This window comes from Campylobacter concisus (genome assembly GCF_902460875.1).
GTDB classification, from domain to species: domain Bacteria; phylum Campylobacterota; class Campylobacteria; order Campylobacterales; family Campylobacteraceae; genus Campylobacter_A; species Campylobacter_A concisus_AA.
In genome coordinates, this window is the sequence record NZ_CABPVR010000003.1 from 40978 (window position 1) to 67261 (window position 26284).

Here is a 26284-nt window from a genome sequence, read left to right on the forward strand (position 1 = left end):
GTATAGGGAGACGTTCATTTTTAAAGCTAGCCGCACTTGGTGCTGGCACCACAATGGCTTTTGGAAAAAATGATACGATAAGAGAGGCGAGTGCGGAAGAGATAAAAGATCCTTTTCCTGGCTCAAAAAAAGTTAGAACGATTTGTTCTATTTGTTCAGCAGGCTGTGGTATCGAGGCTGAGGTAAAAGATGGTGTTTGGATCCGCCAAGATATGGCGATGTACCACCCAATATCTCAGGGCTCACACTGTTCAAAGGGTATCGATCAGATCGATCTTACACATAGCAAACAACGCATCAAGTATCCTATGAAAAAAGTTGATGGTAAATGGCAAAGAATTTCATGGGATCAAGCCGTAAATGAGATCGGTGATAAGATGCTTCAGATCCGCAAAGAAGATGGCCCTGATAGTGTTGTTTTCTTAGGATCAGCTAAATTTAACAACGAACAGTCTTACTACTTTAGAAAATTTTGTGCATTTTGGGGTACAAACAGTAACGATCACGTAGCAAGAATTTGACATAGCGCAACAGTCGCCGGTGTGGCGAATACTTGGGGTTATGGCGCGATGACAAACCACTTTGGAGATATGGCTGCGAACTCAAAATGTATATTTATAATAGGTGCAAATCCCGCTGTGGCAAATCCAGTTGGCGGTATGAAGCACACTTTGCAAGCAAAAGATAGAAACAACGCAAAGGTGATCGTAGCTGATCCAAACTTTACAAAATCAGCCGCTCATGCTGATCTATACCTAAGACAAAGATCAGGCACTGATATAGCACTTGTTTATGGACTTATCCACATCATCTTAAAAAATGGCTGGGAAGATAAAGAATTTATAAAAAATAGAACTTACGGCATCGATGAGATAGCAAAAGAGGCTGAGCACTGGACACCAGAGGTCACATCTGACGTTACAGGCGTGCCAGTTGATAAGCTGATAGAGGCTGCAAATATCCTAGCTCATACAAAGCCAGGCACTGTGATCTGGGCACTTGGTATCACTCAGCACTCAGTTGGCAGCTCAAATACGAGAATTTTACCTATACTTCAACTAATCCTAGGCAACATGGGCAAACCAGGCGGTGGCTGTAACATCATCCGTGGTCACGACAACGTTCAAGGTTCAACTGATATGTGTAACCTCTCAGACAGCTTGCCGATGTACTACGGACTAACTGATGCGGCTTGGAAGTACTACTGCCAAGGCTGGGGTGTTGATTATGATGAGTTTGTAAAACGCTTTGCAGTCTCAACCAAAGAGCCAAAACAAGGCGGCACACCAGTTAAAAACACTGTTTTTGAAGAGTATTATTACCACGATCCTAAAAATCCAGAGGATAGAAACTGGAGAAATGAAAAAGGCTGGTCACTTTCAAAATGGTGGCAAGGCGTCTTAAAAGAGGAAAATACCTTTAGTAGTGGTGCATTAAGAGTTCTTTGGGTGCAAGGAACTGGTCTTACATCTATGGCGCACCTAGCTAAAATTCAAGAAGCAGCTTCAAAACTAGATATGATCGTTGTAGCTGAGCCATTTGTAAATGAAATTTCTATCCTTTCGGATAGAAAAGATGGCGTTTATATCTTGCCGGTGGCAACTGCCTTTGAAAATGAAGGTCACTTAAACGCTACAAACCGCTCAGGACAATGGAGAACAAAAGTTGTTGATCCACTTTATGAGAGTAAGGGCGATCACGAAGTGATGTTCCTATTTGCTAAGAAATTTGGCTTTTACGATGAATACGTAAAAGGCATGAAGATGGCTGTCGTAAATAGAGAGCTAAAACAAGTAAAAGATGACTTTGTATGGCCAGATGATGCAACAAATGAGATAGCAAGAATTGGAAATTCTATAGGTTATGGTGGTAGAACAGCCGAGATGTTTAGACGCCATCAAGCAAACTGGGATAAATTTGACCCAGATACGCTAATAGGTATTGGCGGTGAAGTCAAAGGCGAGTACTACGGTAAACCATGGCCAGCATGGGATGAAAAACACCCTGGAACACCAATACTATATGATATGAGCAAGCCTTATGTTGAGGGTGGTTCAGGCTTTAGAAATCGCTTTGGACTCGAACATAATGGCGTAAGTCAGCTAGCTAGCGAAGAGACAACACTTGTTGGCTCAGCTATAAAAGGTGGCTATCCACAAATCACAAAAGAGAATATAGAAAAAGTCTTAGGCATAACTCTAACTGAAGAAGAGAAAGCTAAGATGGGACCAAGCTGGAGCATGGATTATAGTGGTATTATCTTTGAAAAATGCCGCGAAAAAGGTGTTGTTCCTTATGGTAATGCAAGGGCAAGAGCTATCGTTTGGGAATTTCTCGATCCTATTCCAAAACATAGAGAGCCAATCCACTCACCACGCTGGGATCTTGTTCAAAAGTATCCGACATTTGATGATCAAGCTAGAAATTTCCGTGTTTCTACTAAGTTTAAGTCAGAGCAACAAGCAAAAGACTGGTCAAAAGAGTTTCCTATCGTGTTTAGTACTCAACGCGTCGTAAACCTAAGTGGTGCTGGTATGATCGAAAGAACAAGTAAATATCTATCAGCTATTACGCCAGAGATGTTTGCTAATGTTAATCCAGAGCTAGCTTTAAAATACGGCATAAAAGATCGCGATATGATGTGGATTCACAGCCCACAAGGCACAAAGATCAAAGTAAGATGCTATCACAGCCAGATGGTAACTCCAGATAGAATTTGTATGCCATACAACTTCGCTGGTATTATGCAAGGCGTTGATCTTTCAGCTCGCTATCCAGAGGGCACTAAGCCTTATGTTATCGGTGAGAGCTTTAACACAGTTACTAACTACGGATTTGACCCAGTTACTCAAATTTCAGAGTTTAACGCAGGTCTTTGCCGTATAGAAAAAGCTGAGGAAAATACATTTAAAACATCGTTTTTCCATGAATATGGCGAGAGAGACGCCATGGGTAAAGAGTAAGGAGGAATAAAATGGCAAGAATGAAATTTTTCGTAGATACTGATAGATGTATTAGTTGTTATGGTTGCCAAGTTGCTTGCTCTTCTGCTCATGAACTTCCAGTAGGAATTTATAGAAGAAAGGTCATTACGCTTCACGATGGCATTGAAGGTAAAGAGGTTTCAACTACTATTGCATGCCAACACTGTACTGATGCACCTTGTGAGCAAGTTTGCCCGGTTGATTGTTTCTACATTAGAGCTGATGGCATCGTGCTTCATGATAAAAATATATGCATAGGCTGTGGTTACTGCTTATATGCTTGTCCGTTTGGTGCACCACAGTTCCCTAAAGATGGAGCATTTGGTGTAAAGGGCGTTATGGATAAATGTACAATGTGTGCAGGCGGTCCAGAGCCAACAAACTCACACGAGGAGAGAGAGCTTTACGGTCAAAATAGAATGGCCGAAGGAAAAGTGCCTATGTGTGCGGCTGTTTGTGCTACAAATGCACTTTTAGTTGGAGATGCGGCTGAAGTATCAAATGTATATCGCAAACGTGTTATGCTAAGAAATACTGGGCTAAATGCCTAACAAGAAGGAGAGCATTTGCTCTCCTTTAAATTTTAGAATCTAAACTTAAAACCTTTTCATTTTTTATAAAGCTACTATTTTTTATTCAAAAGATAAATTTTAAATTTACATTAGAAAATTTCTAAAACTATTTAAAATTGGCTATTTGAAGACAAATTTCTCTTTATTATCTCAATTTGCTCTATTTTATGATAATCGTTTTTATTTTAATCAAAGTAAAGCCTTGATAATATTCGTTTCAAAAAATCTCACAGGTGGTTTATTTAATGAATAAATTCTTAAAATTTATGCTAATTATGTTGTTGCCTATTTGGCTTATAGCAAAAAATGACGACTACACACAAGTCGCAGCTCAGATAAAAGAGTCATTACAAAAAGTAATAACAGAGTATAGAGCTGGCAATGTCGAGCAAGCAGTTAGCGATACTCAAAATGCTTATTTTGGTCTGTTTGAAGATGTTGAAGCCGGCATCAGAATAAATTTAGGTCAGAAAAAAGCTTACTCTATGGAGAAGCAGTTTGGCGAGATCAGAAAGGCGATAAAAGCTGGCGAAGCACCAGATGATGTGCAAAAAAGAATAGACCAGATAAATAGCGAAATTGCTGAAGTTCTGCCAGTTATTTTAAATGGACATAAGCTTGTTGGCGAGTACTCAGACACCCCAGCACAAGCTGCTGCAAGTGGCTATGATACTTCTAAATTTATCCCTGAGTGGAAGGTGGCATTTGCAAATTTATCAGCCGATCTAGATAAAGCAATAGCAAGCTATGAGAGCGATAAGCAAGATGACGCCAAAAGTGCTATTCAAGATGCTAAATTTACAGATTACAGAAATACTCAACTTGAAATCGCTATTCGCCAGCATATAGAAAATGGTAAAAGCATAGATGCTGACATCCAAAGAAAGATGGGCGAAGCGATCAGCGGCATCACAAATGGTATAACAAAAGATGACTTTAAAGTAAAGCTAGAAGAGATCAAAAAGCTAGCTTATGACGCTGTCTCAAAACTCCCAGCTGATACTGCAAAACTAGCAAAAGTTGATATGAGTAGCGCAGCATCTAGCGATAGTAGCGAAGATAGCGGCACAGACTACACTCAAACTGTTAAAAACATAAATGACAAAATTCAAGCAGCCATCGCACTTTACAAAGGTGGCAATAGCGCTAAAGCTATGGGCGATATCCAAGATATCTACTTTGATGAGTTTGAAGGTAGCGGCATGGAGAACAAAGTAGGCGCGATAGATGTAAATTTAAAAACAGCTATCGAAGCTACATTTGGCAACCTCGTAGCCCTTATGAAATCAGGCGCAGATGAAAAAACACTTGAAGAGAGTGCAAGCAAAATGTCATCTCAGCTAGCAGCCGCACTTGAGAAAACTAATGGTTCAAGCTCACCTTGGACGCTATTTATCTGGGCGCTAACTATCATCTTAAGAGAGGGCTTTGAAGCTCTTATCATCGTTGCAGCCGTCGTTGCATATCTTGTAAAAACTGGCAATGCAAAAGCTATGGGTAAGGTCGTATATAGCTCAGTTGGCGTGGCTGTCATCTTAAGCTTTGTCATGGCGTGGATCATGAACGTCATCTTTGGCGAGGCAGCAGGTCAAAAAAGAGAGCTTATGGAAGGCATCACGATGCTTGTTGCAGTGGGACTTCTATTTTACGTTGGCTTTTGGCTTCTTTCAAATGCTGGCGCTAAAAAATGGAATGACTACATCAAATCACATGTATCTGAGTCTATCTCAAGTGGCTCAAGTACAGCGCTGTGGTGGACCGTATTTTTAGCCGTATTTAGAGAGGGCGCTGAGACAGTGCTATTTTATCAAGCACTTATCTTTGACGCAAAAGACTCAGCTGGCTACTCAATGATCGCAGCTGGCTTTGTCGTAGGTCTTATCGTTCTTTTGATAGTCTATTTCTTATTTAAAATTTTTGCTGTTAAAATTCCTATTAAGCAATTTTTTATATTTACATCAGCGATCATCTTTTATATGTCGATCGTCTTTGTTGGCAAGGGCGTTGGCGAGCTAGTTGAGGGCAAAATTTTCATCCCAACTATCATAAAAGGACTTAGCTTCCCTGACTGGATGAGAGACTGGCTAGGACTTCAGCCATATTACGAGAGCTTAGTACCTCAAATCATTATGGTGCTTGCCCTAGTTATAGGCATCGTTATCATGAAATCAAAACAAAATAAAGATTAATTTTATCTAAAGGAGAAAAGATGAATAAAATTCTTAGTTCAGCTCTAGCACTTAGTCTAGCAGCTGGTTTTGCACTTGCTGGAGAGCATCCAATTGGTGAGCCTGTAGAGGCTAATGGTATGGAGATAGCTGCTGTTTATCTAGAACCAATCGACATGGAGCCAAAAGGCGTTGATCTAGCTCCAAGCTTGGCTGATCTTCACTTAGAAGCTGATATCCACGCTGTAAAAGGCAATAAAAACGGCTTTGGCGAAGGCGAGTGGATCCCATATCTAAAAATCAACTATGAGCTAAAAAACCTTGATAATGGTAAAACTAAAAAAGGTACATTTATGCCTATGGTTGCAAGCGATGGCCCACACTACGGTGCTAACATAAAAATGGATACAGGTGTTGGTAACTATGAGCTTAAATTCCACATCGACAATCCAGAAAAACAAGGCTTTGGTCGTCACGCTGACAAAGAGACTGGTGTTGGTAAATGGTTTGAGCCTTTCACAACAACTTATAAATTTCAATGGACAGGTGGTCCTGTTAAATAATCACCAGGGGCGTTTTCGCCCCTTTTAAAAAATTCTCATAGGGTTTAGTTATGTCAATTTACTTCTATCAGGTCTTTTTAGCCCTCCTTGGATTTACGCTTTTTGCTGCCTTAAATAACAATGGCAAAAGTTTAAAAACGATTTTTTTACCATCATTTCTTGGCGTTGTTGCTGGTGTGCTTATCTTTAAAGCTGCCCGTCACGCGCTTGTTGATGACCAGTTTAAAATTTTCATAGATTCAGTGACACTGATTTTTCTATTAATTAGCGTTTTGTGGATATTTTTCGAGCTTAAGATAGCAAAAATCGTAACATTTTTTATTTTAGGCATCGGCTTTGGCTTTGGCTATAGCTCAAGTAGTGTGTTATTTCCACTATTTGGTGGTGAGCTACTAGATACGCTTTCGGTCATTAGCTTCTTTCTAATGATATTTGCAATGATTTTACTCGTATTTTTATTCTTTTTTATTTCGAATTTAAAATCTAGCATTTCTCCATTAATAGCTAAAATTTTAGCCCTTATCACTTTAGTTTTCTTGCTAATCGATAGAAGTTCTCAGACAGCACTTGAGCTTTTGCGTGCTGGGGCTTTAAAAATAAGTAGTGAGTTAAACTCTCAGATTCTATCTGTTAGTGCAAAAGGTATTTATGTATCAGAATTTGGTACTTATTTTTATATCCTTGTGATCTTACTTTTATGCATCATCGCGCTTTGCTTTATGCCAAAGAGCATCGATAAGAGCACGTTTGGCTCTATCAAATACCGCTTTACAAAAGCCATTAGAGAAAATATTTCTGATAATGCAAAATTTGCATTTTGTAGTATTTTGATAGCACTTGGCTTCTCGCTTTATTATGATCTTTACGCATCTCGCCCACCTCAAATTTCAGAGCCAGTCTTAGTTGAGCCAGTGGGAGATAAATTTATATTTGATGTTGATATGCTAAAAGATAATGAACTTCACAGATTTGCTTATATTACAGATGAGGGTAAGCAGATAAGATTTTTCTTGTTAAACCGCTTTAGCGACCGAGTATCGCCTGTTATTGTATTTGATTCATGCATGATTTGTGGCGATATGGGTTATATAAAAAGAGGAAATGACCTTATTTGTATCTCTTGCAATGTTAGAATTTTTTTGCCATCAGTTGGCAAAGAGGGTGGTTGCAATCCGATACCAATGCCATTTATCTTTGATGGCAAAAATATCATAGTTGATTATAAAACTATTACAGATGGAGCAAATTTCTTTAGTAAGGTTGTCGAAAAAATGGTGCTTGACCCAGTTAGTCGCAAAAAGGTGAGCAACCTTGAGTCAAGATCATATTTATACTATGGACGCACATATTTCTTTGAAAATAACGAAACTCAGGCGAAATTTGAAGCAAATCCAGAAAAATATGTAGAAACAAATGGAACGTTAAAATGAAAAATATGCAACTAAGAATGATAAAAAGCTCGATCACGGGCTCAAAGGTGCAAAAGACGATGGCATTTATCACCATACTACTAGCTGCTCTTTTGATAGCTTGCATGCTAAATATCACGCTAAAAATCGGTGATCAAGTAGCAACTGAGCTTAGAGGATATGGCTCAAATATCGTTGTTTTGCCACGAGGTGAGAGTTTAAGCATTGAGATCGAGGGTAAAAATTTCACTCCACTAAAATCACAAAATTTACTACCAGAGGCTGATATCTATAAGATAAAAGAGATCTTTTGGAGAAACAATATCGTTGCTTTTGCGCCGTTTTTAGAGGCAAAAGTTAAAGATGAAAAAGGAATTGAATTTGCCTTTGAAGGAACCTATTTTGATAAAAATATCGGTCTAAAAGATGAACCAGAATTTAGCACAGGCGTTAAGAGCTTGTATGGATTTTGGGGTGTTGAGGGCGCTTGGCCAAAAGATGAGAGCATGGATGAAATTTTAGTTGGCGAAGAACTTTCTAAGGCTAAAAATTTAAAGGTTGGCGACAAGCTTAGCCTTACTGGCAAAAACGGTACAAAAGAGGTTAAAATAGTTGGAATTTTAAAAGGAGCTAGTGACGAGACGCATAAGCTAGTTGGCTCACTAAAGCTTGCTGGAGATCTTTCTGGGCATGCAAACTCATACACAAAGGCTGAAGTTTCAGCTATGACGATCCCGGAAAATGACCTATCGCTAAAAGCAAGAAGAAATTTAGACAACCTTGATAGCGCAGAGTACGACAAATGGTACTGCTCAGCCTATGCAGGATCAATCGCATTTCAGATAGAAGAAAATTTACCAAACGTTAGCGCAAAAGCTAGCCTTCAAGTAAGCGACGCAGAGAGCAACATCGTAAAGAAAATCCAAAGCCTAATGGGCATCGTTAGTATCATCGCTCTTATAGTTTCAGCCATCGGCATAACATCGCTAATGACAAGTGAAATTTACCGCCGTAAAAAAGAGATCGGCCTTTTAAAAGCTATAGGTGCTAGCAACTTTGAAATTTACGCCCTTTTTGCTAGCGAAAGCCTTGTGGTTGCCTTTTTTGCAGGTATCACGGGAGCATTTTTAGGATACGCACTAAGCTACGTGATGTCTTACATTATCTTCTCACATGGCATCGGTATAGCTTGGATCGTACTACCAATTAGCGTGGCATTTGCCCTACTTATCTCAGTCGTTGGCTCGCTAATGCCAATGAGAAACGTCATAAATTTACTACCTGCGGAGGTGCTATATGACCGCAAATAGCAAATTCTTTTACAATACAATTTATAAAAGTTTAAAAAACGGCTCATCAAGAGTAATGGTCATCGTGATCTCTATCTTACTTGGAGCATGCGTGTGTGCTGCATTTGTCAATGTCTATCTTGACATTGACTCTAAAGTCTCACGTGAGCTAAAAACTTATGGCGCAAATATGATCTTTGCTCCAAAAGATATGGCGACAAGTGATGATATGAGTGAAAAAACTTACAATGAAATGATCGCTAAAGTGCCAAAAGACAAGCTTCTTGGTGAGAGCGGTTATCTCTTTGCTCAGGCAAATATCGGTCCAACAAACGCTATCGTCATGGGAACAAAATTTAGCAATCTAAAAAAAGTTAAACCATTTTTAGATGTTAGAGATGGAACGATGATAAATGTCGATTTTGACGATAAAAACGTGCTAATAGGCGTCGATCTAGCTCGTCAGGCTGGCTTTAAAGCAGGCGATGACATAGAAATTCGCGCCATTGGCTCAAATGAGAGCATAAATGTAAAGATAAAAGGCGTAGTCGCAAGCGGCGATAAAGAGGATGCACTTTTGATCACGTCACTATCTTTGGCTCAAAAAATTTCAAATAAAGCTGGCAAAATAAACTATGCTGAAGCTGTTGTGCTTGGTAACTTTGACGAGATAACATCGCTAGCAAAGACTATAAGCAATGAAGAAATAGCTGCAAAACCAGTGGCAAAGGTCTCAAAGTCTGAAGGCTACATCTTGGAGAAAATAAAGCTATTAATGGCACTTGTTAGCCTTGTTATTTTGCTCATTACTTCAATGTGCGTAAACACAACGCTTAGTGCTATCTTGCTCTCTCGCTCAAAGGAGATCGCACTTCTAAGAGCCATAGGTGCAAGCAAAAAGGATGTATTAAAGCTATTTGGCTTTGAGACATTTGTGACAGCGCTCATCTCAGCATTAGTTGGTGCATTTTTAGGATATTTACTAGCTCAAATTTTAGGTTATGCGATATTTGATTCTAGTATTGATTTTAGAATTTTAAGCATCCCAGTAGCTGTGATAATATCGCTTTTATTTGCAGCGATCGCAGCATTTTATCCGATCAAACGGGCACTTAATAATAAAATGGCAGATACATTAAGAGGAGAATGATATGCAAAATGCACTAGAATTAAAAAATATTTGTAAAATTTTTGGCGATGTTAAAGCACTTGATGATATAAATTTTGAGGTTAAAAAAGGTGAGTGGGTCAGCGTAATGGGACCAAGTGGTAGTGGTAAGAGTACGCTTGTAAATATCCTTTCACTAATGGATACTCCAAGTAGTGGTACTTATATGCTTGGTGGCGATGATGCGAGCAATCTAAATGCTGACGATACACTTAAATTTAGACGTGAAAAGATCGGTCTTATTTTTCAGCAGTTTCACTTAGTGCCATATCTTAGCGCACTTGAAAATGTAATGATCGCTCAGTACTATCACAGCTCAGTTGATGAAGAGGACGCTAAAAAGGCACTTGAGGCAGTTGGTCTTTCTCACAGGCTAACACACAGACCAAGTCAGCTAAGTGGTGGTGAGCAACAACGCCTTTGTATCGCACGCTCGCTCATAAACGATCCTGAAATTTTAATAGCAGATGAGCCAACTGGTAACCTTGATGAAGCAAATGAAAGAGTTATACTTGATCTATTTTGCAAGCTAAGAAAAGAGGGCAAGACGATACTTCTAGTAACTCACAACCCTGATCTTGGCGAGTATGGTGATAAGATCGTATATCTAAGACACGGTAAGCTAGAGAAAATTCGCACTATTGAAAACCCAAAGGTGCCAAATGAGATATAAAATTTTATTTTTATGTCTAGTCTCAGCCCTAGTTATGGGCTGCGTCAAGCAGTATGAGAAGCATCACATTACGCTAAATGACTCAAGTGGCATTGATACGCAGTTTTTCCCAACAGAAAAGAGGCTAAAGATAGGCGATAAGCCATATATGCTATTTTTCTTTGGCACTGACTGCGGAGTGTGCAAGGCCGCAATACCTGACCTAAATACGCTTGAAAAAGAGTATGGTAAAGAGGTTCAATTCATTGGTGTTTTAGGGCCTAGTAAGGGTTTTGATAAAGATATTGAGCTTTTAAAAGAGCACAACATCACCTTTAAAACTACTAGCGATAAGGTTTCAGTTGATTACTTTAGCAAGGCAGTTGGTGGCGTCATGGGCGTGCCAGTTATCTATTTTTTTGATAAAGATGGTAAGATGCGATCAAAATTTATCGGTCTTACACCAAAAAGCGTACTTGAAAGTGCTATAAGATCGCTCTTGTAGGAGTGAATATGAAAAATTTCTTTTTATTTGTCTTAGCAGTATTTTTTGTTGGATGTGCTAACAGCACTCCAAATATCTCGGTCAAAACGAGCGAGCCTATATTTTTTACGCTTAATGAAGCAAACAGAAGCGTCTATGTAAATTTTAAAAATAGTGCGACCGGGCAAGATGTAAATGCTGAAATTTTAAGCGAGTTTGCAAAGGCTGGTTTTAGAAACGAGCCAAATATCAAAAATGCTGACTTCATCATCCTTGGCGATGTGCAAAGCTTTTCTAGGATAATCAAAAGAGATCCTAGATTTTCAATGGGGATGGGATATGGCTTTGGTAGACCAAGCTTTGGCTTTGGCTACTCGATGTTTTTCCCATTTGGCTATTACGATGATGATGACTTTAGCACGAATAGCTATACTTATCACATGCAAGTAAGCGTGCTAGTGCGTCCAAAAAATGGTGGCGAAAAGGCGACAAATATCTCACTTATGCAAGCTGGCAATGTCTATTCGCCAAGCTACATTTGGCCATTTTTTAAAGAACGTCTAGCAAAACAGATCGTTAGCTTTTTTTATAATGTCTCGCAAAAATAGGAGAAATTAGTAAATTTAAAAGGATTTAAATGCTAGTTGATGGAGGCTATGAAATTTCATCTTGTGATGATATTGAACTTGGTATAAAAAGAAGCTCTCCTCTCTCCTTTTATTCCTGTTATGACAATGCCAAGGATGCAAAAGCTCTTTTGGTGATTATCCCTGGGCTTGGAGAAGACTCTGACCTTGGATATAGAGCTAATCTCATGCGAACCATGGCAGAGACTTATGATGTTGCATGCATTAGTGTGGATTATCACTGTATAGGCAACCGCCCACAGCTTGGGGCGAAATTTGGACTTGATGATATAGATCGCGAAATCTTAACAAGAGAACTATCAAGTATAGGTATAAATTTACCAATTGATCTGAAAAGTATCGACTGCCACGAGAAGGTTGATTTGCTGCTTAAATTTCTTAGCAAAGAGATTACTATTCGAAAAGAGAGAGGTATTTTACCGGCTGATTTTAGACTAAATGCTAGCATTACGATGGTACCGACAAAAAATGAATATCAAAATTTTGGTGTTATGCAAGCATTAGATGTGCTAAATGCCGTGCTTTATACAAAAAAATATATAAATAGTGCCAAATTTGAGCATCTACCAGTGATAATAGTAGGCAGCTCACATGGTGGATATCTGGCACATATGTGTGCTAAGATCGCTCCATGGCTAGTTGATGCCGTGATAGATAATAGCTCTTATGCCATTTTTTTATGGCGTCTTATTGGCTTTGGTAAAGAGATAGATTTTACTAACTATTTTTGTTTTGGTACTGGCATTTTGTATCAAAATTTATATCTTTATTTTTTTGATAAGACCTACTGGACGCTTAATGAAAAATCACCATACTATTTTATTGACGCAAGAGAAGAGATAAGAAACATCCTAAATTTAGATCATTTAAATGTTCAAAGCAGCTATAAAAAGCCAATTTACGTGAGCTATCACTGTATTTGCGATAAAGAAATAGCTCCAGCAAAGGATAAAATCGAGCTTTACGAGGCTCTTAAGAAACTTAAATTTGACGCAACACTACATATGATAAAAGATGGGAGCGAGGTTGATGGCAAATTTATAAAGTCTCTAACGCATGGAATGGGGATGTCTTATAAACTACTTTTACAAAAAGAGCTTCCCAGTATGATGGAGAAAATTTTATCTCAAAAAAACAAAAAGAGCAGCAAGAGTATTGAGTATAAATGCGGCGATACGATCTATAAATTTAGTGAAGTCTTAGATCAAATAAATCTTGAAATTTTAGATATTGCTTAGTATTTAAAATAGTTAAAACTAGGCGCATAAAGACCTGGTTTTTATCAGTCATTATCTATCTCAAAGTCGTAAAATTCACTTTCATACTCAATATTTCCTATTTTGCTGTATTGTATAAGAGCTGCTTTTATATTATCTATCTGCTGATACATTAGGCCAAGAGCTATTCTATTTTCGATAGCATTAGCATCATTTAGTTTTGTTAGCTCTAAAAGTGCGATCGCGTTTGATACTTTTCCAGCTCCTGTCGCAGCCACAGATGCTAAAAACAATGTGCTAGCGTCATTTACTTTAAACTCATCGATTGCTTGATTATAAAGTTTATAGCTCTCTTCAAAGTCGTTTGTAAAGATATCGATATAGGCTAGAGTTTGGATCAAATTTATATTCTTTGGAGTATTTTTTAGCTCGGCTCTTAACTTATCACGCTCTCTTGTAAGTAAGCCTGAAATTTGAAGTAGCTTGATGTATTGCTTTTTGATGATATCAGCGCCGTGATAGAAAGCGTTTGAATCAAGTTGCTTGCCATTAAAGTAAATTTGTATCGCTTTTGCATACTCTTTGACATTTTGCTCTTTGTTTTTCGAGATAAAATTTAAGATATTTGCAATAATATCATTTGGCAAAATTTTTAGTAGCTCGTCAGCTTTTTTTACCATTAGCTCATCATTGTTTGTTATTTTTGCGATGATGATATCAAATGCTAAATTTAGCATTGTCTGCTCTTTTGGCTCTTCAAGCCACCTTATCATCGCACTTTGGTTGCCGCTAACCAGGCTTAGAAGCGAGGCATATAAATTTACAGGCTTTAAACTCTTGTCATTTTCTAAATTTTCGCCGATCTCTTCAATGAGTTTTGGGTTTAAATTTCTATTTATATCTAGACAAATCGCCCCAAAAATACCTGCAAGATGGTTGTTTACATCCTGGTGATAGCTTGCTATGAAGTGCTTTGCTGCAAGGCTAAAATTTCCAAGCTGAGCGTAGCTTAAGGCGAGATTGTATTGCAAGATAGAGTGATTTGGATAAGTGCTGGCTAGCTCTTCAAACTCTTTATTTGCTTCTTTTAAGCGGTAGCTTAGTGCTTTTGCAATAGCTTCACTAAGTTTTGCATTTACTTTTGAAGCAGCTGCACTTTGGCTAAGATAGTCATTTGCTGCTGAAGTATCGTCTAAAAAGACGCTAACGCCGCCTTTTCTTATCTGCTCGATACTCTGTTTTGCATCAAAGACCTTGTAAGGTGCGAAGTAAAAAAGCGTCTCATAGCGCCTTGTTCTATCAAAAAACATATCGTCGCTAAAGTGTGCCTGAGCTAGGCTGACATCAAAAAGATCAGGCTTTAGTATCGTTTTTATCTTGTAAATTTTGCTTGGCAAAGAAGCATTGTAGTCGTAAACATCTTTTATAAATGCTGCTGCATCGCTGTAGTCAGAAGTTTTTAGATCGATTAGCGCTTCAGTCATCTTGATAAGATCGATATTTGGCGTATTCTTAGAAGCTTTTGTTAGATAATCCCTTGCCTTGTCGTATTTGCCAAGTCTTGCATAGAGCTGTGCTAGCGTGAAGTCGGCTTTAAATGCCTTTTGGCTCTCAAGCTTAGCTATTGCTCTCTCATCATCGCCAAGAAGTGATAAAATTTTTGCACTTAAATACGCATATTCATTTTTATAATCCGCAGTATTTGGATGAGAAAGTGCTTGAAGCGCCTCGTAATAGTTGCCTTTATAATAGTTTATAAGCGCGTAGTAATAGCTATAAAGTGGCGAGTTATTTTCATACTGCAAAAATGAGTCAGCAAGTCCTATATAGTAGTTAAAATTTTTGGTGTTATTTAGCTCGAGTGAGCAAGCGGCAGCGTTTATCGCACTAACCGCCGTATTTTCTCTATCGGTTATGGCTTTATTAAAAGATATGATCGCCTCATCACATCTTTCTTGTTTCATCTGAGAAACGCCGAGGTTGTAGTTTGAGAGAGACTGGTTATAAACAGCTATGTTTTCATAAATTTTTAACGCTTCAAATTTATTACCACGCTCATAAAGCTGATTGGCCTTATTTATCATTTCATCGATCTTTGAAGCGCCAAAATTTTGCGTTTGGTAGTTGTTTTCTATATTTTTTACGATACTTGCAGTATCTATGTTCTCTTTTTTGTCTTTCTTTAGCAAGATAACTAGCAAAACCACTATCAAGATGATAAGTACTAGAGCGACCACACCTGCTATTATAAAGAGCTTTTTATTGCTCTTTTTTACAGGGATTGGCTCTGGGATGCTCTCATCTTGTAGCACACCCTCACTTGCGATGCTCTCAAGCGAGACGATCTCTTCAGGTGTCTCGGCTTTTGCCTCTTCAGGCGCTTGCTCTGCTTGCTCGCCAGGTGGTTTTAAAACTACAACCTCTTCTTCAGCCACTACATATACCTTTTAAGAACTTCTGGAATTTCGATAGTGCCATCTGCTTTTTGGTAGTTTTCCATTATTGCTATTAGCGTCCTACCCACAGCTAGACTTGAGCCATTTAGCGTATTTACAAGCATATTTTTCTTGCCATCTTTAAAGCGAATTTTTGCACGCCTTGCTTGAAAATCACGAGTATTGGAAATAGAGCTAATCTCTCTATATTTGCCTTGACCTGGTAGCCAAACCTCAAGGTCTATTGTCTTTGCCGCGCTAAAGCCAAGGTCGCCACTGCAAAGAAGCATATGGCGGTGAGGAAGTCCAAGGCTAGTTAGTAGATCGCTCGCGCACGCTACCATCTCATTTAGCACGTCTTCACTTTGATCTGGCTTTGTGATACTTACTAGCTCGACCTTTTCAAACTGGTGCTGGCGGATCATACCTCTAGTATCACGTCCTGCTGAGCCTGCCTCTTGGCGGAAGCATGCTGAGTAGCAAGTCATCTTTATAGGTAACTGCTCAGCTTCAATGATCGTGTCATTGTATAAATTTGTCACAGGCACTTCGCTAGTTGGAATGAGATAGAGGTCCTCGTCGCGTACTTTGTAAAGGTCCTCTTCAAATTTAGGTAGCTGACCAGTACCAAAAAGTGTGTTTGAGCTTACTAGATAAGGGACATTTACAAGCTCGAAGCCACGTGAGCTGTTAAAGTCGATCATGTAATTAACGAGCGCTCTACTAAGCCTTGCTCCCATGCCACGAAGCACGGTAAAGCGAGATCCTGAGAGCTTTGCGCCCCTTTCAAAGTCAAGCCAACCAAGGCTCTCACCTAGCTCCCAGTGCTCTTTTGGCGTAAAGCTAAATTTAGTTGGCTCAAGCACCGTTTTTATGCAGACATTATTGTCCTCGTCCTTACCAAATGGCACGTCATCATCGGTGATATTTGGCACGTTAAATGAAATTTGCTCAAGCTTTTCTTCATATTGTTTAACGATCTCATCAGCGTCAGCAAGTGCAGCTTTATTTAAATTTAGCTCATTTTTAAGCTCACTCACGTCTTCACCGGCTCTTGCCTTTATACCAAGCTCTTTGCTCTTTGCATTTTGGATCGCTTGGAAATTTTCAAGTGCTTTGCGCTTTTGCTTTAGCTCATTAAAAGTTTGTAAAAGCTCGTCAAGTAGCCCAGCTTTTACATTTTTTCCCTCAAGTTTTTTTACAAATTCATCGTAATTTGTCTCGAGTAGTTTTAAATTTATCATCCTATATCCTTAAACCATAAACATAACTTTTGCAAAAAGTACGATAAAAACTGCCGCTGTTAGCGCAAATGGGTGAATGTTGCCAAGTGGGCTAGGGCGTTTAAATATAAATTTGCAGCTCAAATTTGTTATAACCGCAGCTACGATTAGCATTGCTAAGAAAAATTTGATCATAAAAATGATTTGTAAATTTGTCTCAAAGTAGCCTCCAGCCTTTGATCCGACCCAGTTACTCATCATCATGCCTCCAGTTAATACCAAAAGCAAGATGCAAAGTGGCATTATCTTAATAGCAACTGAACCGATAGCTTGTTTTGCTTTTTGAGCAAGCTCAGGTGGCATTTTTTTACAAGCTGCCTTAAAAATGATTACATCAAAAAAGAGGTAACCAACAAAGATGATTGCACAAAAAAGATGAACTATCTGTGCGTATGGATATAAATTTTGCATATTTTTTCCTTTATTAATAAATTCCGACTGCTTCACGAACTTTTTTTATAGTTGTTTGAGCAACATTACTTGCCTTTTTGGCTCCTATTTCTAAAATTCCAGACACTTCGTCAGGATTATTTTGATAATGCTCAAATTTCTCTCTCGCATCTTTAAAATAGTCCCAAATAAGCTCATTTAGATAAGCTTTAAAGTGCCCATGACCCTCGCCACCACGTTCATATCTAGCCTGCAAGTCGCGCTGGCCGCTCTCGTCTAAAAAAAGTTTGGCGATATTATAGACGTTGCAGTTTTGCCACTGTTTTGGCTCTTCAAGCGGTGTGCCGTCTGTCACGATGCTAGAAATTTGCTTTTTAAGCGTCTTGGCGTCTGCGAAAATATCGATCGTGTTGCCGTAGCTTTTGCTCATTTTTTCGCCATTTGTGCCAGGCACGGTGGCGACATTTTCATCGATCTTTGCCTCAGGCAATGTAAAAATTTCTCCATGTTCGTTGTTAAATTTTATCGCGATATCACGAGCGATCTCTACGTGCTGGATCTGGTCTTTGCCCACGGGTACGACCTGCGCATTATAAAGCAAAATGTCAGCTGCCATCAAAACTGGATAGCTAAAGAGTCCGTGGTGCGAGCTAAGACCTTTTGCGACTTTATCTTTGTAACTATGCGCGCGCTCAAGTAGGCCCATAGGCGTGTGCTGACTTAGTACCCAGTAAAGCTCAAGCACGTCTTTAACGTCACTTTGCACCCAAAATATGCTTTTATTTGGATCGATCCCAAGTGCCAAAAACGCACACGCAGCCTCAAAAGTGTTTTGTTTTAGGGCTCTGGCCTCGCTAAGGCTCGTCATCGCGTGATAGTTTGCTATAAACATAAACATCTCATTTTGCTCTTGCATATCAACCATCTGCTTTATCGAGGCAAAATAGTTGCCAAGGTGTAGTTTGCCGGAGGGTTGGAGGCCGGTTAATACTCTCATCTTATCCTTTCAAATTTTGGCTTTTTCTCGTGAGCGCTTTTGATAGAGATTTAAAATTTTAAGCTTTCGGCAGACTATGTGTCTAGCCTCGGCTTAAAATTTCTACACAACTATCAAAATCATCTCACGATACTTCGCTAAAAATACTTTTTAAATTTTAACGTTACATTAGAGTTTTTGTATCTAATCTAATCTTAAAATTTAGCTTAGCAGGTTAAATGCCTAGTTTTGATTAAAATTTTGACAGCGCAATATTTAAATTTTCCTCAAACACTTTGCTAAAATTTCTAACTACAAAACGTTAAATTTAGCTCAAACATTTCAAATTTTAACACCACGCCAGATAGCCATCTAGCTTGATCTTAAAATTTATCGTTGCAAGCAGCAATCACGCTACTTTACAACTAAATTTTTAAAAGCATCCTTATCTCTTTTACGATCTGCTTTGGAGTTTTACCCTCGACTTCGACGATGTAATCAGCCTTTTTCTCATAAAGCTCCTCTCGCTCCAGATGAAGTGCCTCAGCTCTTTTTAGATCACTTAAAAGTGGACGTTTGGCGAGCTTTTTCTCGCTATTTTTGCTATTTTTTAGCCTTTGCATGATCGCATCAAAGCTTGCTTTTAGATAGATCACGGTGCCAATTTTCTTTAAATTTTTAACCTTCGCAAAGCCTCCGCCAGTTGAGATGATTGCATTTTTGACATTTGTTGCTAGAAATTTAGCCAGATCCTTTTCAAGCTGCCTAAAATGCTCCTCTCCGTACTCTTCAAAGATAGCTTTTATCTTCATATTTTGTGAGCTCTCTAGCAGGTCGTCGCAGTCAAGATTCATCGTCTTTAAAGCTTTGCTTAGCGCCCTTGCGGTCGTGCCCTTGCCAACTCCCATAAACCCTATCAAAACGATATTATTGTTCTTTGTTTTCATCGCTCTCTCCACGTTTTTTAGGGATTAGCACGATAGGCACGCCAGTTAGATTAAAGCTCTCTCTAAGCTTATTTGTTAAATAGCGTTTGTAGCTAAAGTGCAGGCATTTTGGGCGGTTCATTATGAGCGCTATCATGATCGGCGCGGTCTTAAACTGCACTGCGTAGTAAATTTTCACAACTCTGCCTTTATCTCGTGGCAGAGGGTGTGCCTTGGTCGCTTCGCCGATCACTTCATTTAGCTTTGAAGTTTGGATTTTTTGAGTGTAGTTTTTATAAATTTCAACTATGAGCGGGTAAATTTTATGCACTCTTTTGCCACCAAGTGCTGAAACACTAATGATCGGCGCGTATGCTAGAAATTTAAATCTATCCTTTATCTCTTTACAGAGTTCGTCAAATTCTTCGCTACTTTTATCCCATTTGTTTAGCACGATGATGACGCCAAGCTCAAATTTTGAAGCGATGCCAGCGATACGCTCGTCAAGCTCAGTTAATGGCTCAGAGCTATCAAGCACAAGTAGCGCTACGTCCGTCTCTTCTAAAATTTTCTCAGTTCTATTTAACGCGTATCTCTCGATGCCCTCGATCTTGCCACGCTTTCTAATACCAGCAGTATCGACAAACTCAAAAACTCTGCCATCATGCTCGTAAATTTCATTAACTGGATCTATCGTAGTGCCTGCCACGTCGCTAACGACGGCGCGACTCTCTTTTACAAGGGCGTTTAAAAGCGAGCTTTTGCCAACATTTACGCGGCCGATGATACCAACTCTTATGTTTTTGCTCTCGTAGTCTACCTCGTCGCTAAGCTCACCCTCGTCATTGTAGTTTTCTAAAAAATCATCAAAATCTTCGCTTGTGTCGGCCTTTATCTGCACTTTATCTTCGATGTGTTTTGCTATCCACATGCTAAGTTCGTCAACGCCTGTGTTGTGGCTAACAGAAATTCCAAAGGTATTTTTCGCGCCAAAGCTTATAAATTCCCACTCTCTTTGCTCATTTTTTTTGCTGTCGATTTTGTTGATGACTAGAGCGATTGGTAAATTTAGCTTGCTAAGCTCGTAAAAAATGGCTCTATCTTCGTCATCTGGCATCATTTTGCCATCGACCATGTATAAGATGACGTCTGAATTTCTAGCCTCAGCCAAGGTCTTTGCTTTTACGTTTTTAAAAAGCTCGCTACTATCATCAAGTCCGCCGCTGTCGATTAAAATGCACTCTTTACCCTCGACTTCGATCTTGGCCTTGTTTGTATCTCTTGTGGTGCCGCTAACGTCGCTAGTGATGGCGATGCGTCTTCTTGCTAGGCGGTTAAAAAGTGAGCTTTTGCCGACATTTGGCTTGCCTACTAATATTACTTTTTGCAAATTTTGTCCTTTTCGTGATGGCTGATTATACAAATTTTTGACTTATATAAAGTATAAAAATTTGCTTAAAAGCGCCAAAATAAAAGAAAAAATCAACCAAAATTTAAGCCACTTTTCATTAAAATGGCTACTTTAAATTTAAAGGTCTTGTGATGTTAAAAAGGTTTTATATTTCGCATCTTGGCATTTTTTATATGCTCTTTGCTTGCTTTATGTTTGCCGTTACTGGCGCATTTGCAAAGTATCTTAGCAAAGATATGCCATCTATCGAAGTTGTATTTTTTAGAAATTTAATAGGCCTTTTTATCGTCATTTATGCCATTTATAGATTTCCATTTAAACAAGCTGGTGGACACTTTTTTTTGCTGATGTTTCGCGGTTTTGTGGGCACGGTCGCACTTTTTGCTTTTTTTTACAATGTCGCTCATGTAAATTTGGCCACAGCTTTTACATTTCAAAAGACAAATCCAATCTTTACAGCCATCCTCGCAGCCTTTATTTTCAAAGAGCGTTTAAGCTCACTTGGCTGGTTTGCTGTATTTTTGGGGTTTGGTGGAATTTTGCTTGTTATCCAGCCAAATTTAGGCATAAGCAAGACTGATATTATCGGCATTTGGAGTGGCCTTGGTGCGGCAATCGCATACACGAGCGTTAAGGAGCTAAACAAGAGTTACGGCACGAACGTTATCGTGCTAAGTTTTATGCTTTGGGGCTCGTTTTTGCCACTTATTTGTATGGGTTTGGCAGAATTTTTCACCTATGAGCCACTTGATTTTTTGTTTTCAAAATTTAGCATGCCAAGCTGGTATAACGTTGTTTTTATCTTGCTAATGGGACTTAGTGGATATTTTTTTCAGTCGTACATGACAAAGGCGTTTGCGGTTGGCAAAAAGGCTGGAGTGATCGCTGCGGTTAGCTACGCAGACGTCATTTTTACGCTTATAATTGGCTATTTTATGGGTGATGTATTGCCAAATCAAACGGCACTTTTAGGCATCTTACTAGTAATAGTGAGTGGAATTTTAGTTGTGAAAGAAAAATAAGGCGATACTATGAAAATAGAAATTGGAGAATCTTTATTTTATTCTTGGCTTCGTCATGTTAAAGAGTGCCAAATAGTGCAAACTAACTGGAAAATTTCTCCAAAATGGGAGATAAAATTTTCAGACGAGTTAGAAAATATAATGTCAAAAACAGATGAGCTTTTTTCTAGCAAATATGGATATAAAATTTATAAACAAAATACCTCATTAAAACAACTTTTGCAACAAGCAGAGTGTGATGCACTAGGCGTTTGTATGAGTGATGGAGTTAGTGAAATTTATGCAGTTGATGTTGCTTTTCATGAGTCTGGACTAAACTACGGCGGTCTTGATGAGACGGTAGCTAGAGTAGTAAAAAAATGTCTTAGAACCGCCATGTGTGTTTATGGATATTTTGGTGTTAAAAAAGCAGAAATTATCTTCGCATCCCCTAAAATAAATAGACAAATTTTAGATGCCTTGTGCCCTTGTTTTGTTGATATAAACAACATAATGCAAGAGATGGGATTTGAATTTGACTTTAGAATAATAGCAAATAGCGATTTTTCAAATTTAGTTTTAGAACCTATTTTAGAGGTAAGTGGTAATGTGGCCGATACGGCGGAGCTTTTTATGCGTTCTTACCAGATGCTATCCTTGTTTGACAAAAAAAGCCTAAAAGATATGGAAAACACAGAAAAACAAAAGCTGAAAGTAGGCATATATAGCTATCAACGTTCTAAAGACTATGTTAATATCAAAAATAATCAAGATGAATACGCAGAGCTAAAAGTCGGACAAATAGCACGAATAATTATGAGGGAAATTTTGGAAAGCGGTAAGGTAGATGCTAACGAGATAAGCTGGCTTCAAAACGAAAAGTATAGTAAGGATACTCTTGGATTAAATTATCCTGCGCTTGTAATAGCGAACAATGAATATGATACGAGGCGATATTATGTGGATCCTGTATTCATAAATGGTGTATATTATAAACTTTGTAATGATTGGTATGAAGGGGCAACAAACGACGATAGACCACTTTTGATAGATTGGATTAGAAAATTTAGAGAAAAATAAAGGAGAAAAAATGATACTAATAGCAGGACCTTGCGTCATAGAAAGCGAGCAGCTCGTTTTTGACGTGGCAAAAAGGCTGGTTAAATTTAACGAAGATAAGCGGATAGATTTTTATTTCAAATCAAGCTTTGATAAGGCGAATCGCACGAGTATAAGCTCGTTTCGCGGGCCCGGACTTGAAAAAGGGTGCGAAATTTTAGCTAAGGTAAAAAAGGAATTCGGCTTTAAAATTTTAACCGATATCCACGAGAGCTACCAGGCCGCGCCTGTTGGCGAAGTGGCCGACGTGCTGCAAATCCCCGCGTTTTTATGCCGTCAGACCGATCTGCTCGTAGCTGCGGCTAAGACAAAGGCGGTCGTAAATATCAAAAAAGGGCAGTTTTTAGCAGCCTCTGCGATGAAACACTCGGTCAAAAAAGTGCTAGAAACGCGCGGCGTAAAGGGCGAGGGATACGAGGTCGCTAAACAAAACGGCGTGTGGCTAACGGAGCGAGGCAGCACCTTTGGCTACGGAAATTTAGTAGTAGATATGCGAAATTTGGTGCTGATGAGTGAGTTTGCGCCGGTGATTTTCGACGCGACGCATAGCGTGCAGATGCCGTCGGCTTTGGGCGAGAAAAGCGGCGGAGACGCGAGATTTGTGCCCTATCTAGCGCGAGCTGCGGCGGCTGCCGGCGTGGACGGATTTTTTTACGAGACGCACGTAAATCCTTGCGAGGCGCTTTGCGACGGGCCTAATATGCTAAATTTGGACGAGCTAGACGCAAATATCGATCAAATTTTTAAGATAAAGCAAGCTCTTGGCGATGCAAACTAAGGGCTTTTTGTGGGTATTAGGCGGCGCGGTCGCCGAGTGCGGCTGGGCGTACGGGCTAAAACACGCCCAAGATGCCGTAGGATTCGCGCTTACTGCCGCGTTAGTCTGTGTTAGCTTCGTATCGTTTATAAAGGCTTTAAAATACATCCCCGTTAGCGTCGCATATACCGTATTTGTGGGGCTTGGGGCGTTTTTTGTGGTGATCGCCGAGATCGTGAGCGAATTTCGCGCGAGCGGTCAGACGCCGGATTTATTGCGGCTATTTTTCATAGCGACGCTAGTTGCGGGCGTGCTAGGGCTAAAAAGGCTAAAATCTTGATGCACGTTTTAGCTCTTTTGGCGGCCGGGTGTTGCGAGGTTTTGGGCGTGTTTTTTCTAACGAAATTTCAAAAAAGCGTCGGTGTGAAAAAGGCGGCGAATTTTTTGATTTTAACCGCAAATTTCGCCCTTTCGCTCTGGCTTTTGAGCTACGCGATGCAGGCGATGGCGATGTCGGTGGCGTACGCGATTTGGACGGGCATCGGAGCGATCGGAGCCGTGGGCGTCGGGATAGTGTTCGATAAAGAAAAAATGAGCGCGCAAAAGGCGTTTTATCTATCGCTAATAACGCTAAGCGCGGTAATGTTAAAGATAAGTTAAAGGAGAAATCATGAAAATAATCGAAGGAAATTTGGCTCTAAAAGGCGGTGAGAAGGTCGCCATAGTGGGTGCTAGGTTTAATCATATCATCACCGATAGGCTGGTCGAGGGTGCGAGGGATGCGTTTTTGCGTCACGGCGGGGATGAGGCGAATTTGAGCCTCATTTTGGTGCCTGGCGCATTTGAGATACCGATGGCGCTTGAAAAGGCGCTAGCTAGCGGTAAATTTGACGCAGTTTGCTGCGTGGGAGCGGTTATCCGCGGCTCTACGCCTCACTTTGACTACGTTAGCGCCGAGACTACCAAGGGTATCGCAAACGTCACGCTAAAATACGGCAAACCGGTGACCTTTGGCGTGCTAACGGTCGATAGCATCGAACAAGCCATCGAGAGAGCGGGCTCAAAGGCCGGAAATAAGGGCTTTGAAGCGATGACGGGCGTAATCGAGATGCTAAGCTTATATAAAAATTTGGAGGCGTAAAATGGCGACTCGTCATCAGGTCAGACAAGCCGTCGTTTCGCTACTTTACTCAAACGAGATAAATCCAGTAACTGCTGCATTTGAAGAGGAATTTCTGGAAGAGAAAAAGATAAGAAACGAGCGAAAAAGTGAGGCGCTGCAGACTTTTAAAGAGGTGCTCGCAAATAAAGAAAAACTAGATGAAATTTTAAAGCCATATCTAAAAGATGGTGATTTTAGCAAAGTTGGCGCGACTGAGCTTGCCATTCTTAGACTTGGGCTTTATGAGATGAAATTTAGCCAAACTGATAAAGCCGTCATCATAAACGAAGCGATCGAGCTTGCGAAAGAACTTGGAAGTGATCAGGCGCCAAAATTTATAAATGGCGTACTTGATAAGCTAAAGGACGATCTGTGAGGCTCTGCGTCGCACTTGATATGGCTAGTCGTGAAGAGAATTTAGCCCTTGCTAGTGAGCTAAAAGGGCTTGATCTTTGGCTAAAAGTAGGGCTTAGAAGCTATCTTAGGGACGGAGCAAAATTTATAGAAGAGCTAAAAGGGCTTGGAAATTTTAAAATTTTCCTCGATCTAAAGCTCTATGATATCCCAAATACGATGGCGGATGCGGCTGAAGTCGTCTCAAAAATCGGCGTAGATATGATAAATGTGCATGCTAGCGCTGGTGAGCGCGCAATGAAGACAGTTATGGATAGGCTAGCTGGTCTTGGAAGCCGTCCTTTAGTGCTTGCAGTATCGGCACTTACTAGCTTTAGTGAGAGCGAGTTTGACTCTGTTTATAACGATACGATCGCAAGAGCTGTTAGGAAATTTAGCCAGATGAGTTTTGAAGCAGGGCTTGATGGAATGGTCTGCTCTGTTTTTGAAAGCAAGCTCATTAAAGATGTAACAAATGAGAAATTTATCACTCTTTGCCCTGGTGTTAGGCCTTTTGGCGAGAGCGCTGGAGATCAAAAAAGAGTAGCAAACTTAGTGAGTGCAAAGCAAGAAGGTAGCGACTTTATCGTTGTTGGTAGGCCGATTTATGAGAATGTAAATCCAAGAGAAATTTGTGAACGAATTTTGGAGCAAATTTAAAATTTGAACTTGTATGAAGTGATTTTTAACTAAGCTTTTTTACAAAATGTTGCGTGAAGATGATATCAAAGCGAAGTGAGGAGCTAAATTTGAGTGATTTTAAGAAAATCCCCTATGTCGGCGAAGCGACGCAGGCCGATCTGCTGGCACTTGGCTACACAGACATTGCTTCGTTAAAGGGTGCGGATCCAGACGAGATGTTTGAGCGCACAAAGGCGCTCGGACGTGGCAGTGATAGGTGTATCCTCTATGTTTACCGTATGGTTTGCTACTATGCAAATACGCCGCACCCAGACAAAGCCAAACTAAAATGGTGGCTTTGGAAGGATTAAATTTAGAAATTTGACCCGCGCGAGTTGTTTAAATTTGAGTAGTTTCGCACGGCTATTTTTCTATGGGAGAGTGGCAGGCGCGAAAATGCAAATTTAAGCAAGATATCAGCAGCATTCAATTATAATGCGATTTCTTTTTTATGGACAGATGGGTGAGCGGCTGAAACCACACCCCTGCTAAGGGTGCAGCTCTTAATCGGGGCTCGAGGGTTCAAATCCCTCTCTGTCCGCCACTATTTATAGATAATCATAAATTTTTTATTATTGTTTAACATTATTTTTTAAA

26 protein-coding genes, 1 tRNA gene and 1 pseudogene are annotated in these 26284 nt (G+C 39.7%); 22 read left to right on the forward strand and 6 right to left on the reverse strand.

Annotated features, from left to right (window positions below):
• Positions 1-53: 53 nt before the first annotated feature.
• From F3H01_RS09760 to F3H01_RS01620, 12 genes and pseudogenes are all read left to right on the forward strand, one after another.
• A pseudogene (locus tag F3H01_RS09760) lies at positions 54-248 on the forward strand (hypothetical protein); the annotation flags it as partial.
• Positions 249-308: 60 nt separating this feature from the next.
• Positions 309-2963, forward strand: coding sequence for a formate dehydrogenase subunit alpha (locus tag F3H01_RS01570; RefSeq protein WP_223155318.1), 2655 nt, complete (start codon positions 309-311; stop codon positions 2961-2963).
• Positions 2964-2974: 11 nt separating this feature from the next.
• Positions 2975-3535 carry a formate dehydrogenase FDH3 subunit beta gene (gene fdh3B / locus F3H01_RS01575; protein WP_021090689.1) on the forward strand — a complete coding sequence of 187 codons (561 nt, stop codon included), beginning with the start codon at positions 2975-2977 and terminating at the stop codon, positions 3533-3535.
• A 266-nt stretch (positions 3536-3801) separates the two neighbouring features.
• Positions 3802-5745: an FTR1 family iron permease gene (locus F3H01_RS01580; protein WP_149724611.1), complete on the forward strand. Its 1944-nt coding sequence runs from the start codon at positions 3802-3804 to the stop codon at positions 5743-5745.
• A gap of 20 nt (positions 5746-5765) precedes the next feature.
• Entirely contained in the window at positions 5766-6287 is a 522-nt protein-coding gene (locus F3H01_RS01585) for an iron transporter (protein WP_085657784.1), read from the forward strand.
• 50 nt (positions 6288-6337) lie between these two features.
• The gene (locus tag F3H01_RS01590) at positions 6338-7717 is read left to right on the forward strand and encodes a Fe-S-containing protein (RefSeq protein ID WP_149724612.1); all 1380 of its coding nucleotides are present in this window, start codon (positions 6338-6340) and stop codon (positions 7715-7717) included.
• A complete protein-coding gene (locus tag F3H01_RS01595; RefSeq protein WP_149724613.1) occupies positions 7714-9006 on the forward strand; it encodes an ABC transporter permease in 1293 nt (430 codons plus the stop codon). The genes F3H01_RS01590 and F3H01_RS01595 overlap by 4 nt, the downstream gene beginning before the upstream one ends.
• Positions 8993-10135: an ABC transporter permease gene (locus F3H01_RS01600; RefSeq protein ID WP_084108994.1), complete on the forward strand. Its 1143-nt coding sequence runs from the start codon at positions 8993-8995 to the stop codon at positions 10133-10135. The genes F3H01_RS01595 and F3H01_RS01600 overlap by 14 nt, the downstream gene beginning before the upstream one ends.
• Position 10136: 1 nt before the next feature.
• Positions 10137-10826, forward strand: coding sequence for an ABC transporter ATP-binding protein (locus F3H01_RS01605; RefSeq protein WP_021090626.1), 690 nt, complete (start codon positions 10137-10139; stop codon positions 10824-10826).
• Positions 10816-11310, forward strand: coding sequence for a TlpA family protein disulfide reductase (locus F3H01_RS01610; protein WP_021090806.1), 495 nt, complete (start codon positions 10816-10818; stop codon positions 11308-11310). The genes F3H01_RS01605 and F3H01_RS01610 overlap by 11 nt, the downstream gene beginning before the upstream one ends.
• Before the next feature lie 8 nt (positions 11311-11318).
• On the forward strand, positions 11319-11897 hold the full coding sequence (locus F3H01_RS01615; RefSeq protein ID WP_021090568.1) for a hypothetical protein: 579 nt from the start codon (positions 11319-11321) through the stop codon (positions 11895-11897).
• 29 nt (positions 11898-11926) lie between these two features.
• Positions 11927-13174: a DUF2920 family protein gene (locus tag F3H01_RS01620; protein WP_149724614.1), complete on the forward strand. Its 1248-nt coding sequence runs from the start codon at positions 11927-11929 to the stop codon at positions 13172-13174.
• A 44-nt stretch (positions 13175-13218) separates the two neighbouring features.
• Here F3H01_RS01620 and F3H01_RS01625 read toward each other — a convergent pair whose 3' ends face one another.
• From F3H01_RS01625 to der, 6 genes are all read right to left on the reverse strand, one after another.
• The gene (locus F3H01_RS01625; RefSeq protein ID WP_149724615.1) at positions 13219-15588 is read right to left on the reverse strand and encodes a tetratricopeptide repeat protein; all 2370 of its coding nucleotides are present in this window, start codon (positions 15586-15588) and stop codon (positions 13219-13221) included.
• Positions 15588-16832, reverse strand: coding sequence for a serine--tRNA ligase (gene serS, locus F3H01_RS01630; RefSeq protein WP_149724616.1), 1245 nt, complete (start codon positions 16830-16832; stop codon positions 15588-15590). Before serS ends, F3H01_RS01625 begins: the two co-directional genes overlap by 1 nt.
• A 9-nt stretch (positions 16833-16841) precedes the next feature.
• Positions 16842-17282 (reverse strand): hypothetical protein, encoded by a 441-nt coding sequence (locus F3H01_RS01635; RefSeq protein ID WP_021090475.1) that lies wholly within the window; start codon positions 17280-17282, stop codon positions 16842-16844.
• Positions 17283-17295: 13 nt separating this feature from the next.
• Complete coding sequence (gene trpS / locus F3H01_RS01640; protein WP_149724617.1) at positions 17296-18258, reverse strand: tryptophan--tRNA ligase; 963 nt, start codon at positions 18256-18258, stop codon at positions 17296-17298.
• A gap of 404 nt (positions 18259-18662) precedes the next feature.
• On the reverse strand, positions 18663-19184 hold the full coding sequence (locus F3H01_RS01645; RefSeq protein WP_054196151.1) for a shikimate kinase: 522 nt from the start codon (positions 19182-19184) through the stop codon (positions 18663-18665).
• A complete protein-coding gene (gene der / locus F3H01_RS01650) occupies positions 19165-20553 on the reverse strand; it encodes a ribosome biogenesis GTPase Der (RefSeq protein ID WP_149724618.1) in 1389 nt (462 codons plus the stop codon). Before der ends, F3H01_RS01645 begins: the two co-directional genes overlap by 20 nt.
• 152 nt (positions 20554-20705) lie before the next feature.
• Between der and F3H01_RS01655 the strand changes: the two genes are divergently transcribed.
• The 10 genes from F3H01_RS01655 to F3H01_RS01700 all read left to right on the forward strand — a co-directional run bounded on the left by F3H01_RS01655 (position 20706) and on the right by F3H01_RS01700 (position 26231).
• Complete coding sequence (locus F3H01_RS01655) at positions 20706-21596, forward strand: DMT family transporter (RefSeq protein ID WP_149724619.1); 891 nt, start codon at positions 20706-20708, stop codon at positions 21594-21596.
• A 9-nt stretch (positions 21597-21605) separates the two neighbouring features.
• The gene (locus F3H01_RS01660) at positions 21606-22655 is read left to right on the forward strand and encodes a hypothetical protein (RefSeq protein ID WP_149724620.1); all 1050 of its coding nucleotides are present in this window, start codon (positions 21606-21608) and stop codon (positions 22653-22655) included.
• A 10-nt stretch (positions 22656-22665) separates the two neighbouring features.
• On the forward strand, positions 22666-23472 hold the full coding sequence (kdsA, locus tag F3H01_RS01665; RefSeq protein WP_149724621.1) for a 3-deoxy-8-phosphooctulonate synthase: 807 nt from the start codon (positions 22666-22668) through the stop codon (positions 23470-23472).
• Entirely contained in the window at positions 23462-23791 is a 330-nt protein-coding gene (locus F3H01_RS01670; protein ID WP_149724625.1) for a DMT family transporter, read from the forward strand. Before kdsA ends, F3H01_RS01670 begins: the two co-directional genes overlap by 11 nt.
• Positions 23788-24111, forward strand: a complete 324-nt coding sequence (locus F3H01_RS01675; protein ID WP_107769741.1) for a DMT family transporter — start codon at positions 23788-23790, stop codon at positions 24109-24111. Before F3H01_RS01670 ends, F3H01_RS01675 begins: the two co-directional genes overlap by 4 nt.
• A 10-nt stretch (positions 24112-24121) precedes the next feature.
• Positions 24122-24592, forward strand: a complete 471-nt coding sequence (gene ribH, locus F3H01_RS01680; protein ID WP_021090940.1) for a 6,7-dimethyl-8-ribityllumazine synthase — start codon at positions 24122-24124, stop codon at positions 24590-24592.
• 1 nt (position 24593) lies between these two features.
• Entirely contained in the window at positions 24594-24989 is a 396-nt protein-coding gene (gene nusB, locus F3H01_RS01685) for a transcription antitermination factor NusB (RefSeq protein WP_087578360.1), read from the forward strand.
• Positions 24986-25666, forward strand: a complete 681-nt coding sequence (pyrF, locus tag F3H01_RS01690) for an orotidine-5'-phosphate decarboxylase (RefSeq protein WP_107769740.1) — start codon at positions 24986-24988, stop codon at positions 25664-25666. The genes nusB and pyrF overlap by 4 nt, the downstream gene beginning before the upstream one ends.
• Positions 25667-25755: 89 nt before the next feature.
• Positions 25756-25998 carry a helix-hairpin-helix domain-containing protein gene (locus F3H01_RS01695; RefSeq protein ID WP_149724622.1) on the forward strand — a complete coding sequence of 81 codons (243 nt, stop codon included), beginning with the start codon at positions 25756-25758 and terminating at the stop codon, positions 25996-25998.
• Between the two features lie 142 nt (positions 25999-26140).
• Positions 26141-26231, forward strand: a tRNA-Ser gene (locus F3H01_RS01700).
• Positions 26232-26284: the final 53 nt, after the last annotated feature.

Excerpts from the sequence above, each read along its gene's own strand:
- trpS (WP_149724617.1), bottom strand. The coding sequence starts at position 18,258 with ATGAGAGTATTAACCGGCCTCCAACCCTCCGGCAAACTACACCTTGGC.
- F3H01_RS01580 (WP_149724611.1), top strand. The coding sequence starts at position 3,802 with ATGAATAAATTCTTAAAATTTATGCTAATTATGTTGTTGCCTATTTGG.
- F3H01_RS01635 (WP_021090475.1), bottom strand. The coding sequence starts at position 17,282 with ATGCAAAATTTATATCCATACGCACAGATAGTTCATCTTTTTTGTGCA.
- fdh3B (WP_021090689.1), top strand. The coding sequence starts at position 2,975 with ATGGCAAGAATGAAATTTTTCGTAGATACTGATAGATGTATTAGTTGT.
- F3H01_RS01610 (WP_021090806.1), top strand. The coding sequence starts at position 10,816 with ATGAGATATAAAATTTTATTTTTATGTCTAGTCTCAGCCCTAGTTATG.
- ribH (WP_021090940.1), top strand. The coding sequence starts at position 24,122 with ATGAAAATAATCGAAGGAAATTTGGCTCTAAAAGGCGGTGAGAAGGTC.
- F3H01_RS01670 (WP_149724625.1), top strand. The coding sequence starts at position 23,462 with ATGCAAACTAAGGGCTTTTTGTGGGTATTAGGCGGCGCGGTCGCCGAG.
- kdsA (WP_149724621.1), top strand. The coding sequence starts at position 22,666 with ATGATACTAATAGCAGGACCTTGCGTCATAGAAAGCGAGCAGCTCGTT.
- F3H01_RS01660 (WP_149724620.1), top strand. The coding sequence starts at position 21,606 with ATGAAAATAGAAATTGGAGAATCTTTATTTTATTCTTGGCTTCGTCAT.
- F3H01_RS01590 (WP_149724612.1), top strand. The coding sequence starts at position 6,338 with ATGTCAATTTACTTCTATCAGGTCTTTTTAGCCCTCCTTGGATTTACG.
- F3H01_RS01645 (WP_054196151.1), bottom strand. The coding sequence starts at position 19,184 with ATGAAAACAAAGAACAATAATATCGTTTTGATAGGGTTTATGGGAGTT.
- F3H01_RS01620 (WP_149724614.1), top strand. The coding sequence starts at position 11,927 with ATGCTAGTTGATGGAGGCTATGAAATTTCATCTTGTGATGATATTGAA.
- serS (WP_149724616.1), bottom strand. The coding sequence starts at position 16,832 with ATGATAAATTTAAAACTACTCGAGACAAATTACGATGAATTTGTAAAA.
- F3H01_RS01605 (WP_021090626.1), top strand. The coding sequence starts at position 10,137 with ATGCAAAATGCACTAGAATTAAAAAATATTTGTAAAATTTTTGGCGAT.
- nusB (WP_087578360.1), top strand. The coding sequence starts at position 24,594 with ATGGCGACTCGTCATCAGGTCAGACAAGCCGTCGTTTCGCTACTTTAC.
- F3H01_RS01655 (WP_149724619.1), top strand. The coding sequence starts at position 20,706 with ATGTTAAAAAGGTTTTATATTTCGCATCTTGGCATTTTTTATATGCTC.
- F3H01_RS01600 (WP_084108994.1), top strand. The coding sequence starts at position 8,993 with ATGACCGCAAATAGCAAATTCTTTTACAATACAATTTATAAAAGTTTA.
- F3H01_RS01615 (WP_021090568.1), top strand. The coding sequence starts at position 11,319 with ATGAAAAATTTCTTTTTATTTGTCTTAGCAGTATTTTTTGTTGGATGT.
- F3H01_RS01595 (WP_149724613.1), top strand. The coding sequence starts at position 7,714 with ATGAAAAATATGCAACTAAGAATGATAAAAAGCTCGATCACGGGCTCA.
- F3H01_RS01585 (WP_085657784.1), top strand. The coding sequence starts at position 5,766 with ATGAATAAAATTCTTAGTTCAGCTCTAGCACTTAGTCTAGCAGCTGGT.